Annotated in this window: 10 protein-coding genes and 2 tRNA genes; 1 reads left to right on the forward strand and 11 read right to left on the reverse strand. The window is 67.0% G+C overall.

The features are described from left to right. Positions 1 to 259 precede the first annotated feature (259 nt). From ASE79_RS16780 to ASE79_RS16790, 3 genes are read right to left on the reverse strand one after another with little or no spacing between them, the layout of a single operon-like run. The gene (locus ASE79_RS16780) at positions 260 to 3,775 is read right to left on the reverse strand and encodes an error-prone DNA polymerase (RefSeq protein WP_056419299.1); all 3,516 of its coding nucleotides are present in this window, start codon (positions 3,773 to 3,775) and stop codon (positions 260 to 262) included. Between the two features lie 22 nt (positions 3,776 to 3,797). Continuing rightward, on the reverse strand, positions 3,798 to 5,267 hold the full coding sequence (locus ASE79_RS16785; RefSeq protein ID WP_235517020.1) for a Y-family DNA polymerase: 1,470 nt from the start codon (positions 5,265 to 5,267) through the stop codon (positions 3,798 to 3,800). Then, the gene (locus tag ASE79_RS16790) at positions 5,236 to 6,069 is read right to left on the reverse strand and encodes an ImuA family protein (RefSeq protein ID WP_056419301.1); all 834 of its coding nucleotides are present in this window, start codon (positions 6,067 to 6,069) and stop codon (positions 5,236 to 5,238) included. Before ASE79_RS16790 ends, ASE79_RS16785 begins: the two co-directional genes overlap by 32 nt. A 164-nt stretch (positions 6,070 to 6,233) precedes the next feature. On the opposite strand from ASE79_RS16790, the gene ASE79_RS16795 reads away from it, so the two are divergent. Further along, positions 6,234 to 6,308 (forward strand) — tRNA-Gly (locus tag ASE79_RS16795). A gap of 348 nt (positions 6,309 to 6,656) precedes the next feature. Here ASE79_RS16795 and ASE79_RS16800 read toward each other — a convergent pair. From ASE79_RS16800 to ASE79_RS16835, 8 genes are all read right to left on the reverse strand, one after another. After that, positions 6,657 to 6,732 (reverse strand) — tRNA-Phe (locus ASE79_RS16800). 53 nt (positions 6,733 to 6,785) lie between these two features. Next, complete coding sequence (locus ASE79_RS16805) at positions 6,786 to 6,971, reverse strand: DNA gyrase inhibitor YacG (protein WP_056419304.1); 186 nt, start codon at positions 6,969 to 6,971, stop codon at positions 6,786 to 6,788. After that, entirely contained in the window at positions 6,971 to 7,912 is a 942-nt protein-coding gene (locus tag ASE79_RS16810; RefSeq protein ID WP_235517005.1) for a ribonuclease, read from the reverse strand. Before ASE79_RS16810 ends, ASE79_RS16805 begins: the two co-directional genes overlap by 1 nt. A gap of 10 nt (positions 7,913 to 7,922) precedes the next feature. Further along, complete coding sequence (locus ASE79_RS16815) at positions 7,923 to 8,489, reverse strand: Maf family protein (RefSeq protein WP_056419309.1); 567 nt, start codon at positions 8,487 to 8,489, stop codon at positions 7,923 to 7,925. Between the two features lie 78 nt (positions 8,490 to 8,567). Continuing rightward, entirely contained in the window at positions 8,568 to 8,786 is a 219-nt protein-coding gene (gene infA / locus ASE79_RS16820; protein ID WP_031441079.1) for a translation initiation factor IF-1, read from the reverse strand. Positions 8,787 to 9,000: 214 nt separating this feature from the next. Continuing rightward, positions 9,001 to 10,476 (reverse strand): DNA-methyltransferase, encoded by a 1,476-nt coding sequence (locus ASE79_RS16825; protein WP_056419312.1) that lies wholly within the window; start codon positions 10,474 to 10,476, stop codon positions 9,001 to 9,003. Between the two features lie 116 nt (positions 10,477 to 10,592). Next, positions 10,593 to 12,557, reverse strand: coding sequence for an alpha/beta hydrolase family protein (locus tag ASE79_RS16830; protein WP_082445395.1), 1,965 nt, complete (start codon positions 12,555 to 12,557; stop codon positions 10,593 to 10,595). 206 nt (positions 12,558 to 12,763) lie between these two features. After that, on the reverse strand, positions 12,764 to 14,920 hold the full coding sequence (locus tag ASE79_RS16835; RefSeq protein WP_056419315.1) for a sodium-translocating pyrophosphatase: 2,157 nt from the start codon (positions 14,918 to 14,920) through the stop codon (positions 12,764 to 12,766). Between the last annotated feature and the right edge of the window lie 9 nt (positions 14,921 to 14,929).

Genomic DNA, 14,929 nt, shown 5'->3' on the forward strand with positions numbered 1-14,929 from the left:
AAGCGTGGCCAAGTTCAACTCCCGTGTAATCCAGATGCGCTATTTGGGGGGCGGACGCCGCGAATGCCAGCTTTCAGAATGTCGCGGGCGAAGGACAATGCGCGCCCGGCCGTCGCGGCATCTACCATCCCAAACCCGTCACCCCAGCGAAAGCTGGGGTATGTCACGTGGCACGTGACGAGCGCCACACCATGAGACCCCAGCTTATGCTGGGGTGACGGCGGGAAGCTGGGGGTTGGTTGCAGCACCGGCCACGCCATCAATGAAAGTCGCGCGACTTTGGCAGGACGCGCACATCGCGAGGGTGTGTCGCGCGCGGGTGGTGCGCGCGAGCGTCCGGACTCCGCGTCAGCACCGGCCGGATCACCTCGTCGACGCGCGCCAGCGGCGGCTCCATCGCATGATCCTCCGACAACAGCCGCAGCATGTCGCTGCGATCCTGCACGCGCGCGGTCATCAGGTGCGTGACGCCTTCCTCGCTGCGCTGGATCACGCCCTCCAGCACAATCAGCCGCGACGCCATCACCGCGCGCCGGTTCGCCTCGAAATCGCGCGCCCACATCAGCCCGTTGGTGACCCCTGTCTCGTCCTCGATCGTCACGAAGATCGCATTGCCCTTGCCCGGCCGCTGGCGGACCAGCACCACGCCCGCGACCTTCGCGCGCCGGCCGTCCTTGGTCGCGTTGGCCTGCGCGCTCGACAGGATGCCTTCCGCTGCGAACCGCGCGCGCAGAAAGCTCATCGGATGCGCCTTCAACGACAGCCGCGTCGTCTGGTAATCCGCCGCCACCTGTTCGGACAGCGGCATCGCCGGCAGATGCGCGTCGGGCTCCTCGCCAAGTTCGGGCACCTCCGCCGCGGCGAACAGCGCAAGCTGCTTGGGCGGCGTCCGGCGGACATCCCACAACGCCTCGCGCCGCGGCTTGGCGACCGAGCGGAACGCGTCGGCATCGGCGAGCAGGTTCATCGCCCGCTGCGGCAGGTTCGCGCGGCGCGCGAGGTCCTCGATGCTGGCGAACGGCGTGGTCCGAACGCGGACGATCTCGTCGGCCCAGTCCTGACGGAACCCGTCGACCTGCCGGAACCCGAGCCGCAAATCCTCCCCGGCACGGGGAGGGTGACCATCCGCAGGATGGTGGAGGGGGGGCGCCGCGGACGTCCCGCCCGGAAGGGTGGCAGACGCAAGTGCTCCGTCTGTAACAGTGGCAGACGCAAGCGATCCGTCTGCGGAAGCCCCCCTCCACCCCGCTTCGCGTGGTCCCCCTCCCCGTGCCGGGGAGGATTCGAGAACATTGTCCCATCCGCTCGCATTCACATCGACCGGCAGCACGGTCACGCCGTGCTCCACCGCATCGCGCACGAGTTGCGCGGGCGCATAAAACCCCATCGGCTGCGAATTGAGCAGCGCGCAGCAGAACACCGCGGGGTGGAAGCATTTGATCCACGACGACACATAGACCAGCCGCGCGAACGACAGCGCATGGCTCTCCGGGAAGCCGTACGAGCCGAACCCCTCGATCTGCTTGAAGCACCGCTCGGCAAACTCCGCCTGATAGCCGCGCGCGACCATCCCGCCGACCAGCTTGGTCTGGAAATTGTCCATCCCGCCCACCTTGCGGAACGTCGCCATCGACTTGCGGAGCTGGTTCGCCTCGTTCGGCGTGAACCCCGCCGCGACGATCGCCAGCTTCATCGCCTGTTCCTGGAACAGCGGCACGCCGTAGGTGAAGCGCAACAGCTGCTGCAGCTCGTCGGGCGGCCCGAACTTCGGATCGGGCGAGGGGAACTCGACCTTCTCCTTGCCGCTGCGTCGCCGGAGATACGGATGCACCATATCGCCCTCGATCGGCCCCGGCCGGACGATCGCGACCTGCACGACCAGATCGTACAGGACGCGGGGGCGGAGCCTCGGCAGCATGTTGATCTGCGCGCGGCTCTCGACCTGGAACACGCCGATGCTGTCGCCCTTGCACAGCATGTCGTAGACGCGCGGATCCTCGGCGACCGCGATCGTGTCGAGCAGGTGGTCGCCGTGGCCATGCTTGCGCATCAGGTCGAAGCTTTTGCGGATACAGGTGAGCATCCCGAGCGCGAGGATGTCGACCTTCATCAGCCCGAGCGCGTCGATATCGTCCTTGTCCCATTCGATGAAGGTGCGGTCCTCCATCGCGCCGTTGTGGATCGGCACCATCTCGTCGAGGCGGCCCTGCGTCAGCACGAACCCGCCGACATGCTGCGACAGATGGCGCGGGAATTCGAGCAGCCGGTCGACCATCCCGCGCAGCCGCGAGATCTCCGGGTTTTCGATGTCGAACCCGGTTTCGGCAAAGCGCTGTTCCTGGAACCGGCTCGAGAAGCTCCCCCACACCGTGCTTGTCAGCCGCTGAGTCACGTCTTCGGTCAGGCCCAGCGCCTTGCCGACCTCGCGCACCGTGCTCTTGGGGCGGTAATGGATGACGGTCGCGGCGATCGCGGCGCGCTCGCGGCCATAGCGGCGATAGATATACTGCATCACCTCCTCGCGCCGCTCATGCTCGAAATCGACATCGATATCGGGTGGCTCGTCGCGCTCGCTCGAGACGAACCGCGAGAAGAGCAGGTCGTATTTCATCGGATCGACCGACGTGACGCCAAGCAGGTAACACACCACTGAATTGGCCGCCGAGCCGCGCCCCTGGCACAGGATCGGCGGGTCCTGCGCGCGCGCGAACCGGACGATGTCGTGCACCGTCAGGAAATAATAGGCGTATTTGCGCTCGCGGATCAGCACGAACTCCTCGTACAAAAGCTTCAGCATCTTGGCCGGCACGAGATAATCGTAGCGGTCGAGCGCGATCTGCCAGACGAGATGCTCGAGCCACGCCTGCGCGTCCCACCCCGCCGGAATCGGCTCGTGCGGATATTCGTATTTCAGGTCGTCGAGCGTGAAGGCGATTTGGCCCAGCAGCCGCGCGCTCTGCGCCACCGCGTCGGGGCGATCGCGGAACAGCCGGGCGATCTCCTCCTCGGGCTTCAGATGCCGCTCGCCATTCGCCGCGAGCAGCCGCCCCGCCTTGTGGATCGTCGTGCGCTCGCGGATGCAGGTGACGACGTCGTGCAGGTCGCGATCGTCGGGATAGGCATAGAGCGCGTCGGTCGTGGCCAGCACGGGGACGCCCGCCGCATCCGCAATCCGCCCGAACTGTGCCAGCCGCCGCCGATCGCGACCGCCGCGCGGCATCGTCACGCCGAGCCAGACCGAGTCCGCGCCCAGTCGCTTCACCGCCCGGAGCACCGTCGGCAGGTCGCGCTCGCGGCGTTCGGGCAGCGCATCGCCCTCGGGCAGCGGCGACACCGGCGTCGCACCGCGCGCGCTGGTCTCGGGCATCACCACCAGCATCATGTCCGCGTGATGCGCGATCAGGTCGCCGAGCCCGAGAAGGCAGCCGCCCTTCTCCGCACGGCGATTGCCGACCGTCAGCAACCGGGTCAGCCGCCCCCAGCCAAGTCGCGTCGCGGGATAGGCGATGATGTCCGGCGTGCCGTCCGCGAACACGAGCCGCGCGCCGACCACCAGCCGGAAGTCGATCGGCGGCATCGCCATGCCCAGCAAACCGTCGCGCGCCTTTTTCAACGCCTGATGCGCGCGGACCACGCCCGCCACGGTGTTGCGATCGGCGATCCCGATCCCGCCGAGCCCGAGCTCCACCGCGCGGCCGACCATCGCGCCCGCATCGCTCGCCCCGTCGAGGAACGAGAAATTGGTCGCCGCGACCAGTTCGGCGAAGCGGGTCATGGCGAGAGGCGATCGATACGCATCACGCGAACAGGCCGTGGAGATACCAGCGCGGCGTCTCCACCTCCGAATACAGCCCGTGGCGGAAGATCCAGAAGCGGCGGCCGCGCCGGTCCTCGATGCGGTAATAATCGCGCGTCGGGATATCCTCGCGCCGCCACCATTCGCCCGCGATCCGCTCCGGCCCCTCGCTATGCGCGACGTCGTGGACGGTGCGGCGCCAGCGAAAGCGGTGCGGCGGGCCGTCGGGGACCTCGGACATCATCGATTCGATCGGCTGCGGCGGATCGAACAGATAGATCGGACGGAGCGGGGGCTCGCCCTTTTCGGGGGTGATCCATGCGGTCGGGGCAGGGGTCTCGGCCGCGGGCAGCATCAGCTCGGCCTGTTCGGGAATATGGCTGTCGCGCGCCGAGAACCGGCGTACGCGAGTCCGGCCCAGCCGCGTGCTGAGCTGGTCGACGAGCTGCGCGACATCGCCCCGTTGCGCCTCGCCGCCCTCCAGCTTCAACTGCGACGCATCGAGTGTCTCGGCGAGCGCGACGTCGAGCCGGAGCAGGTCGTAGCCGAACCCGGGATCGAGCGGATCGGCCAGGCTGTCGATCCGCTCGCGGAACAGCCGCATCAGCAGCGCCACGTCGCGCGTCGGCTGGCCCGTCTCGATCCGCAGCCGCTGGACCAGCCCGTCCGCCCGGAACAGCCGCGCTTCCCACCGCCGGCCGCCTTCGTGACGCTCGGTCAACTGGATGTTCGCCTCTCCGGCCAGTTCGGCCAGTATCTCCAGCGCATAGTCGGTCCGCGTGATCGGTTCGGCAAAGCGGCGCTCGACGCCGATTTTGGCCACGGTGCGCCGCGCGACGATCGGCCCCTTCACCGATCCGTCGAGCCGGCGGATCATCATCGCCGCCTCCTCGCCGAACCGCGCGGCGATGACGCTCAGCGGGCGCGCCATCACGTCGCCGACCGTCTTCAGCCCGGCCCGGCACAACGCCGTCGTCGCATCCTCGTCGAGCCCGAGTGCGGCGACCGGCAACCGCTTGACCGCGCGCTTTTCATCGGGGGCGGGCGCACCGGCATAGCGTGCCAGCGCGCGCGCCGTATCGGGCGTGTCGCCGAACGCATGGCGCACCAGCAGCCCGCGGCGCGCCAGCCGGTCCTCGAGATCGGCGGCAAGCCGGCGCTCGCCCTCGAACTCGTGCACGCACCCGGCGATATCGAGGATCAGCCCGTCGGGCGCGTCGAGCGCGACCGAGGGCGTATAGCGCTGGCACCCGTCCGCCAGCCGCTCGAGCCATTCGTGATCGGCATGCGTATCATGGTCATAGACTTCGAGCTCGGGAACGCGCGCGCGCGCATCCGCCAGCGTCAGCCCCAGCTCCAGCCCCGCGCGCACCGCCGCGCGGTCGAGCGCCTTCAGCCGGATTCCGCCCGCCACCGTCTCGACAAAGGCGACCGGGGTCTCATCCCGTCCGACGAACAGATGCGGCCGCATCGTCCGCAGCCGCTCGATCGGCAGCCACGGAAACACCAGCGCGAGATAGCGCCGCGGGATCCCCGGCTCCGATCGGGACGACGGCGAGCGGGGCGTCTGCGGTGTCGCCGGCGGCGGTTTCAGCAGCGAGTTTGTTGAAGATATACGTGTCACGGTCCCACTCCACACGCCAGCGAAGCCCGGCCTGGCCTCCGCGTCGACGCAGCAATTCGATATCGAAGGCAGGCTTGCCCGGTGCATCGGCCTCCAGCGGCCGCGAGCGAAGCGCGCCGACCTGCCAGCGCGTCGCCGCCGCGCTCGGGACCGGGTCGGCACCGATGCGCAGGCTCAGGATCGTCACGCCCGATGCCTCGGCCGCCAGCATCAGCCGCCGCGTCGCGGTCAGGTCGATCTTGGGCGCCCGACCCCAGGATTCGATTAGCAACATCCCCAATCCGGGGCACCGCGCGGCATCGGCCGCGGCGCGCAACAGGCTCGCCTCGTCCTCGACCACGCCCAGCACCAGCGACGACACGTCGAGGCCGATCTCGACTAGCCCGCCGGCATGCAGCCGCCCGCCCTGGCGCTCGCTCGCCTCGGTGCGCAGCCACATCACCGGCGCCGTGCCGCCCACCAGCGCACAGGCGACCGCGAACCCCGCACCGCAGGCGGCGTCGTCCATCGTCGCGAAAACCTCGTGCAGCTGCGCGGGCGGCATACCCTGTGCCAGCCAACTATCGGCGGACCGGTCGTCGGCCTGAATCGGCATTCCCATCGTGGCGATCCGCTTGAGGCGGGCGATCAGGGCGGAAGACTCGTTCACGGTGTTCTTGTAATGTTCTATGGGTCGAGTCTCCAAGCGGAATCTCGTTTCGACAGAATTTCACATTAAAGTCGAAAAGGTGCTTGCCGATCTCGAAACCCCGGGCTAACAGCGCGCCTCACCCAGTCACCGTGTCGCTTCAGACCGGAGACATAGGCGCCAGAGCGGGCGTAGCTCAGGGGTAGAGCACAACCTTGCCAAGGTTGGGGTCGAGGGTTCGAATCCCTTCGCCCGCTCCAGTTTTCCCACTATATTGGGAAGGCTGACTGTCCATCCCGAGGATGGCTAGCCTAGTGGTGTCCCCACAAACATCTCCATTCTTCCAGTCACGACCTGCGGGTTTCCGTACGTGATGGTTTCGTCGTCGATGATCTCGACGCGATCGACCCATGCCTGGTGTTGGCGACGCGGTCCCTCCCGACAGTGTCGTCGCAAGTCAGCGACACTCGCCGATAGAAAGCCACGCAAAGCGAACTGCGAGGAGTTGGCAGTACGGTGACGAGAACGCGCGGGGAGGGGCTGTGCGAGCGTCTGGCTCGGGCGCTGCCCGGCAAGGCCGTCGCCCATTGAAATCGCTAGAAGAAAAATGGTGCCCGGAGACGGGGTCGAACCGCCGACACTGCGATTTTCAGTCGCATGCTCTACCAACTGAGCTATCCGGGCACGTCCGGTCTGGGACCGGAAGAGGGTCCGACCTTGCGATCGGAAGGGCGCGTTTAGTCGGCGTCTTCGGCGCTGTCCAGCCCCGTTTGCGAGATTGCGCGTCCGGGGATGCGATAGCCTTCGCCCAGCCACTGCAACAGATCGCGGTCGCGGTGCCGGCTCGAGCAGAACGGCTTGTACGCAGGCACCGCGGGCTGGTCGCAGATCGGGCATTTGACGGACGTGGCGGTCGCGGACATCAGGCACTCTCCAGTTCGTGGACGACGCCCGTGCGGCGTGCGAGTTCCGCCAGCCACTCGGCGCGCGCCATGAGGCGTGCGTGGACGCTGGCAGGCAGCGTGTGGCGGCGCGACGCGGTCGGCGGGGTCCGCTCGAGCGTACGCAGCGTCGCGCGCACCGCGGCGCCGACCGGATCGGCGCGCAGGATCTCGGGGATCGACGCACGCGAGCGCGGGCGAACGATCTGCAGGAAGCCGAAGCCGTTCATCGCGGTGCGCTCGAAGGGGGGCGGCAGCGATTCGTCGATCGCGCTGGCGACGGCGCCGCGTTGCGCCTTGCCGGCGATGGTCGGAAAATCGATGCCGATCGACCCGCCGATCCCGTGCCGGCGAATCGCCCGCGCAACCGCGTGCGCGGCGGCGATCGCCAGCGCGTCGAGCGGCGGCGCGCCGTCGACGTCGAACAGCGTCATCGCCGGCGTCGGCGACAAACGCAGCGCACCGAGCGGAAAGACGATCTCGCCACTCATCGCCTCGTCGAGCAATTCCGACCATCCCGCCGCCTCCAGCGCATCGGGTTCGTGCGCGCGCGGGCTGAGGACGGGCAGCCCGGTCGCCACGAGGCGATCGTACAGCGTGGGGGCAGGGCAGGGCGTCGAATCGCTCGGGACAGCCTTGGCGAGCTTGGCGCGGCCGGATTCGGGCAGTGCCTCGCGGACGATCTCGACGGTCAGGCTGGCGCCTTGCGTGATTCCGGGGGGAAGGTGGTTGATCAGCGCGTCGCCGCCATCGAGCGTCACGCGGCCACGCCGACCCGGCAGCAGTTCGACGAGACGCGCGCGGGCGACGAGGCCGACTTTCAGCGCGCAATCGTCTTCGCGCTCGATCGCGGCTTCGATAATCTGCTCATCCTGCACCAGCGCAGCGCGGGCTTCGCCGATGCCGGCTTCGTAGAGCCACACGGGCCCTGCGTCAGGCAAGCGCGAGGCCTGCGGTCTTCAACAGCGCGCGTGTTTCGAACAGCGGCAGGCCGATGACGCCCGAATGGCTGCCCGACAGGAAGCGCACGAACGCCTCGGCGCGGCCCTGGATCGCATAGCCGCCGGCCTTGCCGAGCCCTTCGCCGCACGCGATGTACGCGTCGATCTCCGCGGCCGAGAGCGGCTTGAACGCGACGACCGTGTCGGCGATCCGGGTCCGCACCTTGCCCGCCGCGTCGATCACGCAGACCGCGGACAGGCAATGGTGGCGCCGGCCGGACAGCTTGCCGAGCAGGTCGCGCTGGATCTCCACCGTGTCGGCGGGGGGCAGGATACGGCTGCCGAGCGCGATCGTCGTATCGCCGGCGAGCACGATCTCGCCCTCGCCACGCGCGACCGCGCAGGCCTTCTCGACCGCGAGGCGCAACGCATAGGCGCGGGGTGGTTCGGCCTTGCGCGGGGCCTCGTCGATGTCGGGGGATGCCACGCGCGACGGCACGACGCCGAGCCGCGCGAGCAGGTCGCGGCGGCGGGGCGAGGAAGAGGCCAGGACCAGCATTGGTGCCTCGTTATGAAGCGGTGCGTGCCGGGGCACGCGCCTTATGATCTAAGCAGGGGTGCGGATGCACCCACGGGCTTATTTGAAGCGGTAGGTGATGCGACCCTTGGTCAGATCATAGGGCGTGAGTTCGCACAGCACCTCGTCGCCGACCAGCACGCGGATGCGGTTCTTGCGCATCTTGCCGGCGGTGTGACCGAGAATCTCGTGGTCGTTTTCGAGCTGAACCCGGAACATCGCGTTGGGGAGGAGTTCCACCACGCGGCCGCGCATCTCGAGCAGTTCTTCCTTGGCCAAATATAATCTCTGAATTGGGGGAATTTCGGGACGAGCGCCCTTACCGCAGGTTCGCGAAAAAGGAAAGCACGGCCGAAGGACGGTCACGGGCCCGATGCCCATGGCCGCTGATCGAACTGTAAATATCGTCGTCCGGTACGCGGGAAACAAGGACGCGCTATGCAACCCTTCGTCAGGATGACGGCGCGATTGCGATCACGACAGTCCGGCGCACTCACAACAGGCTCGCCTGATACACGGTCGCTTCCCGCGCGGCGCGACGGAAGGCGGCGCGGTCGACATTGGGGATGCGCGGACGCAGGCCCTGGAACAGATCGGCGAGAGTCAGGATCTGGAGCTTGGGAAACGTCTCGTCGACACCCGCGCGGTAGATCCCCACCGCGGCGGCGCGGCGCTCCATCTCGCGCGTCGGCTTGGCGTTCATGATCAGGATGCCGATCGGCGCCTTTTCGCGCGCGATCGTCGCGGCGAGCGTCTCGACCATCGCGGTGTCGGGGTTGAGCCCCCCCTTTACCGACACGATCGCGCGGTGCGTGACCATCTTGCCCGATGCGACGTCATGGTCGTTGAAATAGATCAGCCCGTCGATCCCGCCGTCCGCGCCCTTCTTCCGGCCGCCGAACGGCAGCGCATCGACCATCGACACCGCCCACCACTGGAACTGGTATTTGTCCCTGAGCGCGAGATCGTACGCGGAGGCGAGATCCTTCGGCGTGCCCTCGACGGTAAAGGTGACGGCGGGAAACGCGTCCTTCATCCGCTTTTCGATCAGCGAGATGGCGAGATGCGTGACGTCGATTCCGATCCATTGCCGACCGAGTTTTTCCGCCGCGTGCACCGCGGTGCCACACCCGCAGAACGGATCGAGCACCACGTCGCCCTCGTTCGACGACGCCGCGATGATGCGTTCGAGCAGCGCCACCGGTTTTTGCGTGGGATAGCCCAGCCGCTCCTTCGAGACCGGCGCGATGATCGGGATGTCCCAGACGTCGTTCATCGCGACGCCCAGCGAAACGCCCGATTCCAGCGTCGGATTGCGGACACCGGCTGCGGTGAACGTGACCTTCTGCAGTGCGCCCTTCCACCGCTTTTGCGAACTCGGCGAGGGCGGCCCGGTGAGCGTGTTGAACAAATTGCCGGATTCGCGCTTGGTGTAGAACAACAGGCAATCGTGCATCCGCTGGAAGCGGTGCGATACCGAGGGCCAGCGACGATAGCTCCAGATGATCTCGTTCTGGAAATGGCGCTTCCCGAACGTCGCATCGAGCAGCAGCTTGAGATAATGGCTCGCGGTCGGATCGCAGTGGAGATACAGGCTGCCGGTCGGTTTGAGCACGCGGTGCAACTCGAGCAGGCGGACCGCCATCATCGCCAGATACGCCATCATGTCGTTGTCGCCGAGGAACCCGCGCATCGCGTTCAGCAGGTCGAACGCCTTGGTGTTGCCGCTCCGCTGGACCTGGTCGAAGGCGTCCTCGGCGCGTTCGTTCCAGTGCCAGGTGTCCTCGAACGCCTCGATCTGCGCGTTGGAGGATTTGCCGTCGGGTTCCTTGAACAGGATGCCGTAATTGGCGTTCGAATTGAACGGCGGGTCGAGATAGATCAGGTCGACGCTCTCGTCGGCGACTTCCTTGCGAAGGACGGCGAGGTTGTCGCCGTAGAAGAGATGGTTTTCGGGCCGGTTTCGCATCGCTGGAGGATGCCGGGGCAAACCGGCGTTCGTCCAAGCGAGATGCATCCGTCGTCGATGGATTTGCTCCGTTCCGGCGCTTTCGCGGCGGTGGCCGCGGTGGATGCGACCGGTCGCTACGCCGGATTATATTTCGCCAGGAATGCCCCCATCGCCTTCAGGAACTCCAGCCGGTCTTCGGCGCGGGTGAAATGATGGTCGCCGAGCGGCTGTTCGATATAGTCATAGGGCTTGCCCGCCTCCTTCAGCGCGGCGGCCATCATCCGCGATTGCTTCACCGGGACGCGCTTGTCCTCGCGGCCGTGCAGGATCAGGATCGGGATCGAGAAATCGGCGGCGCCGAACCGCGGCGAGACGCTGCGGTAATCGGGCGCCTGCTTCTTCAGCCAGTCGCCGCGCGTCTTGCCGTACAGGAACTTGCCGTCGTAGCGCTGCATCGCCTGCAGGTCGGACACGCCGGCATAGGAGATGGCGCAGCGATACAGCGCGCCGTCGCGCTGCGCGGCGCGCATCGCCGCATAGCCGCCATAGGAAGCGCCAGCCATGCAGACGCGCTTCGGGTCGGCGATGCCCTTCTTTGCAAGGTCGACGATCGCGTCGTTCAGATCGTCCTGCATCTTGAGGCCCCATTGCCCTTCGCCGCGTCTGGCGAAGACGGTGCCGTAGCCGGAGGATCCGCGATAATTGGGCTGGACGACCGCATAGCCGGTCTCCGCCAGATATTGCGCCCACCAGTCCCAGTCCTCGGAATCGCGCGCGAACGGGCCGCCATGCGGCAACACGATCAGCGGCAGGGCCTTGGGGCTGCGGCCACGCGGCAATGTCAGCAGCGCCTCTATCTCGACGCCGTCGCGCGCCATGTACCGGATCGTCGTCACCGGCGACAGCATGCGCCCCTTCAGATCGGTGTTCTGCCACGAATAACGCTGCATCGATCCGTTGGCGGGATCGTAGAAATACAGCGCGCCGGCCTGTGACGGCGATCCGACCTGGACCAGGAATTTCGACCGGGTGCGATCCCAGGAAACGATCCGCGCGCGCCGCGTGCCGACCGCCTTGTCGACGGCGTCCTGGATCTCCTTCAGCTTCGGGTTCAGCCAGATCGTATGGCCGAAGCGATCGGTGACCGTGATGCCGTCGATATCGTCGCCGGTCGCGTTCTCGACGATCCCGTCGACATCATAGCCCTCCGCGCCATACAACTTCTTCCCGAGCTTCAGATCGGGCAGCGAAACCTCATAGATTTCATCACGCCCCCCCGAATCATCACTCGCAATCGCGCTGCCGTCGGCGCGAAAGGTCATGGGGATGACGATGGTCTGGCTGCCGCGTGCGGAGGCGATCACCTTGAACGGATCGCGGTTCGTACTGCGGTAGAGCAGGGCCTTTTTTCGCGAATCGTCGTCATAACGATAGCCCATCCGGACGACGCCCGCGCCATCGGCATACCAGTCGAAGACGTTGCTTTGGCCGCTGGCGACGGTCTTCGTCCGGCCGGTCGACAGATCGACCTCGGCGACCTGCGGATACCATTGGCTTTCGCTTTCGATGCCGGTCTGCCGGGACAACAGGATGCGCGGCGTGCCGTCGCTTGCCGTCCACAAGACGTCGTCCGCGCGGACACCGGAATGCGTCCAGTCGATCCGGTTGACCTTGGTCATGTCGGCTTTGACGCCCAGCGTGCGCGTGACATAGATGTCCTCGCCGTACAGCACGTCCTGCGAGCCGACGCCGACCGCCAGCCAGTCGTCGCCGACCCAGCGCCACCAGTTGATGTCGACGCTCGCTCCCACCTTCACCGCCGCGACCTTGCCGCCGGGGAACAGCGGCGCGACGACGAGCACCTGCTGGCCGCCGATCGCCATCTTGGCGGCGATCCGCGTACCATCGGGCGACATCTTCGGGTTCTCGATGCCGGGGAGCTTGGCGAAGGTTTCTACCGGGACGCGGGCGTTCGTTGCGGCGGGCGTTGGCTGTGCGGTGGAAGGGGCGATGTCCCGTGTCGGTGCGGGGACTGCGGTCTGTGCGGCGATCATCGCCGGAACCAGCACGCTAGCCAGCGTAAACATGCGCCACGTCATAAGTCTCTCCCCCCGGCCATCCCCCGACGACCGATCGCACAGACTATCGCGTTCGATCACCGGGGCAAGAGGCGCAGGCGGAATGACCCCGTAGTGCTGCAAGGTTCCTGTCGAATTCGGTCGAGGTTACGCCTCTCTTTCGCGACGGGCGGGGCGCGGCACGGGGGCTGGATCCCCCCGGCCGCGCCCGGCCCGTGTCACGCGGGTCAGCCGACTGCGCCGCCGGCCAGCGCCGCGAGCAATAGCAGTGCGACGATGTTGGTGATCTTGATCATCGGGTTCACCGCAGGGCCGGCAGTGTCCTTATAGGGATCGCCGACCGTGTCGCCGGTGATCGCGGCCTTGTGCGCTTCGCTGCCCTTGCCGCCGTGATGGCCATCCTCGATATATTTCTTGGCATTGTCCCACGCGCCGCCGCCGCTGGTCATCGAGATCGCGACGAACAGCCCTGAGACGATCACGCCCAGCAGCATCGCGCCGAGCGACGCGAACCCGGCGGCCTGCCCCGCGACTGCGGTGATGATGAAATACACCGCGAGCGGCGACAGCACCGGCAGCAACGAGGGTACGATCATCTCGCGGATCGCCGCCTTCGTCACGAGGTCCACCGTCCGCGCGTAATCGGGGCGACTGGTCCCGAGCATGATGCCGGGATTGGTCCGGAACTGCTCACGGACCTCCTCGACGACCGCGCCGGCGGCGCGACCGACCGCGGTCATCCCGAACGCGCCGAACAGATAGGGGAGCAGCGCGCCGAGCAGCAGCCCGACGATGACGTACGGGTTCGACAGGCTGAAATCGACCGTGACGTCGGGGAAATAGGTCGCGAGATCGGTCGTGTACGCGCCGAACAGCACGAGCGCGGCGAGCCCCGCCGAGCCGATCGCATAGCCCTTGGTCACCGCCTTGGTGGTATTGCCGACCGCGTCGAGTGCGTCGGTCCGCTGGCGGACGTCGTCGGGCAGGCCCGCCATCTCGGCGATGCCACCGGCATTGTCGGTGACGGGGCCATAGGCGTCGAGCGCGACGACCATCCCCGCCTGCGCGAGCATCGCGGTGGCGGCAAACGCGATGCCGATGATCCCGGCGAGCTGATAGGCGACGATCACCGCGACGACGATGACGAGCGTCGGCATCGCGGTCGATTCGAGGCTGATCGCGAGGCCCTGGATGACGTTGGTGCCGTGGCCGGTCTCCGACGCCTTGGCAATGCTCTTGACCGGGCGGTGGTTGGTTCCGGTGTAATACTCGGTGATCCACACGATCAGCCCGGTCACGACGAGCCCGATCATCATCGACCAGAACAGGTCCATGCCGGTGAAGCTCTGCGTGAGCGACGGCGCGGCCTGCGTGGTGAGATCGTCGGTGGCGGGATCGAGGAAGCCGGCGCCGCCGATCACGCGGTGGAGATCGCCGAGTACATATTGCGTGGCGAGATAGATCGCTGGGATCGACAGGATCGTCGAGGTGAAGAAGCCCTTGTAGAGCGCGCCCATGATGCTGCCGCCGCCAAGGCGGACCATGTACGTGCCGATGATCGAGGTGACGATGCACACCCCGCCGACGAGCAGCGGGAGAGTCATCAGCCGCATCAGCTCGGCACCGCTCGCCTGGATCAGCAGCGCGATCGAGATCATCGTGACGCCAAGCGTGACGACATAGGTCTCGAACAGATCGGCGGCCATGCCCGCGCAGTCGCCGACATTGTCGCCGACGTTATCGGCGATGACCGCGGGGTTGCGGGGGTCGTCCTCGGGGATGCCCGCCTCGACCTTGCCGACGAGATCCGCACCGACGTCTGCCGCCTTGGTGAAGATGCCGCCGCCGAGCCGCGCGAAGATCGAGATCAGCGACGCACCGAAGGCGAGCGCAGTGAGTGCTTCGACGATGATCCGGTCGTTGGGGGCGTGGCCCGCGGGGCCGGTGAGATACCAGAAGAACGCGCTGATCGCGAGCAGCCCGAGCCCCGCCACGAGCATGCCGGTGACCGCACCCGAGCGGAACGCCATCGTCAGCCCGGCTTGCAGCGACGTGCGCGCGGCTTCGGCTGTGCGAACGTTGGCGCGGACGGATATGTTCATCCCGACGTAGCCCGCGACGCCGGACAGCACCGCGCCGATGACGAAGCCGATCGTCGAGATCCGACCGAGTGTGAACAGCAGGATTGCCGCGACGATGACGCCGACGATCGCGATCGTGGTATATTGCCGCCCGAGATAGGCCTTTGCGCCCTCCTGGATGGCGGCGGCGATGTCCTGCATCTTTTCATTGCCGGGGGAGGCGGCGAGCACCTGTCGACTCGTGACGAAGCCGTACAGCACGGCGATGACGCCGCAGATCATGGCCAAATAGACGGTCGTCATACGGCGCTA

Origin of the sequence: Sphingomonas sp. Leaf28 (assembly GCF_001421685.1) — a bacterium.
Classification (GTDB): Bacteria; Pseudomonadota; Alphaproteobacteria; order Sphingomonadales; family Sphingomonadaceae; genus Sphingomonas; species Sphingomonas aurantiaca.

What these genes read in the sequence shown, in the direction of transcription:
- ASE79_RS16780 (WP_056419299.1), bottom strand. Translation starts at nt 3,775, where the DNA reads ATGACCCGCTTCGCCGAACTGGTCGCGGCGACCAATTTCTCGTTCCTC.
- ASE79_RS16785 (WP_235517020.1), bottom strand. Translation starts at nt 5,267, where the DNA reads ATGCGGCCGCATCTGTTCGTCGGACGGGATGAGACCCCGGTCGCCTTT.
- ASE79_RS16805 (WP_056419304.1), bottom strand. Translation starts at nt 6,971, where the DNA reads ATGTCCGCGACCGCCACGTCCGTCAAATGCCCGATCTGCGACCAGCCC.
- ASE79_RS16815 (WP_056419309.1), bottom strand. Translation starts at nt 8,489, where the DNA reads ATGCTGGTCCTGGCCTCTTCCTCGCCCCGCCGCCGCGACCTGCTCGCG.
- ASE79_RS16825 (WP_056419312.1), bottom strand. Translation starts at nt 10,476, where the DNA reads ATGCGAAACCGGCCCGAAAACCATCTCTTCTACGGCGACAACCTCGCC.
- ASE79_RS16830 (WP_082445395.1), bottom strand. Translation starts at nt 12,557, where the DNA reads ATGACGTGGCGCATGTTTACGCTGGCTAGCGTGCTGGTTCCGGCGATG.
- ASE79_RS16835 (WP_056419315.1), bottom strand. Translation starts at nt 14,920, where the DNA reads ATGACGACCGTCTATTTGGCCATGATCTGCGGCGTCATCGCCGTGCTG.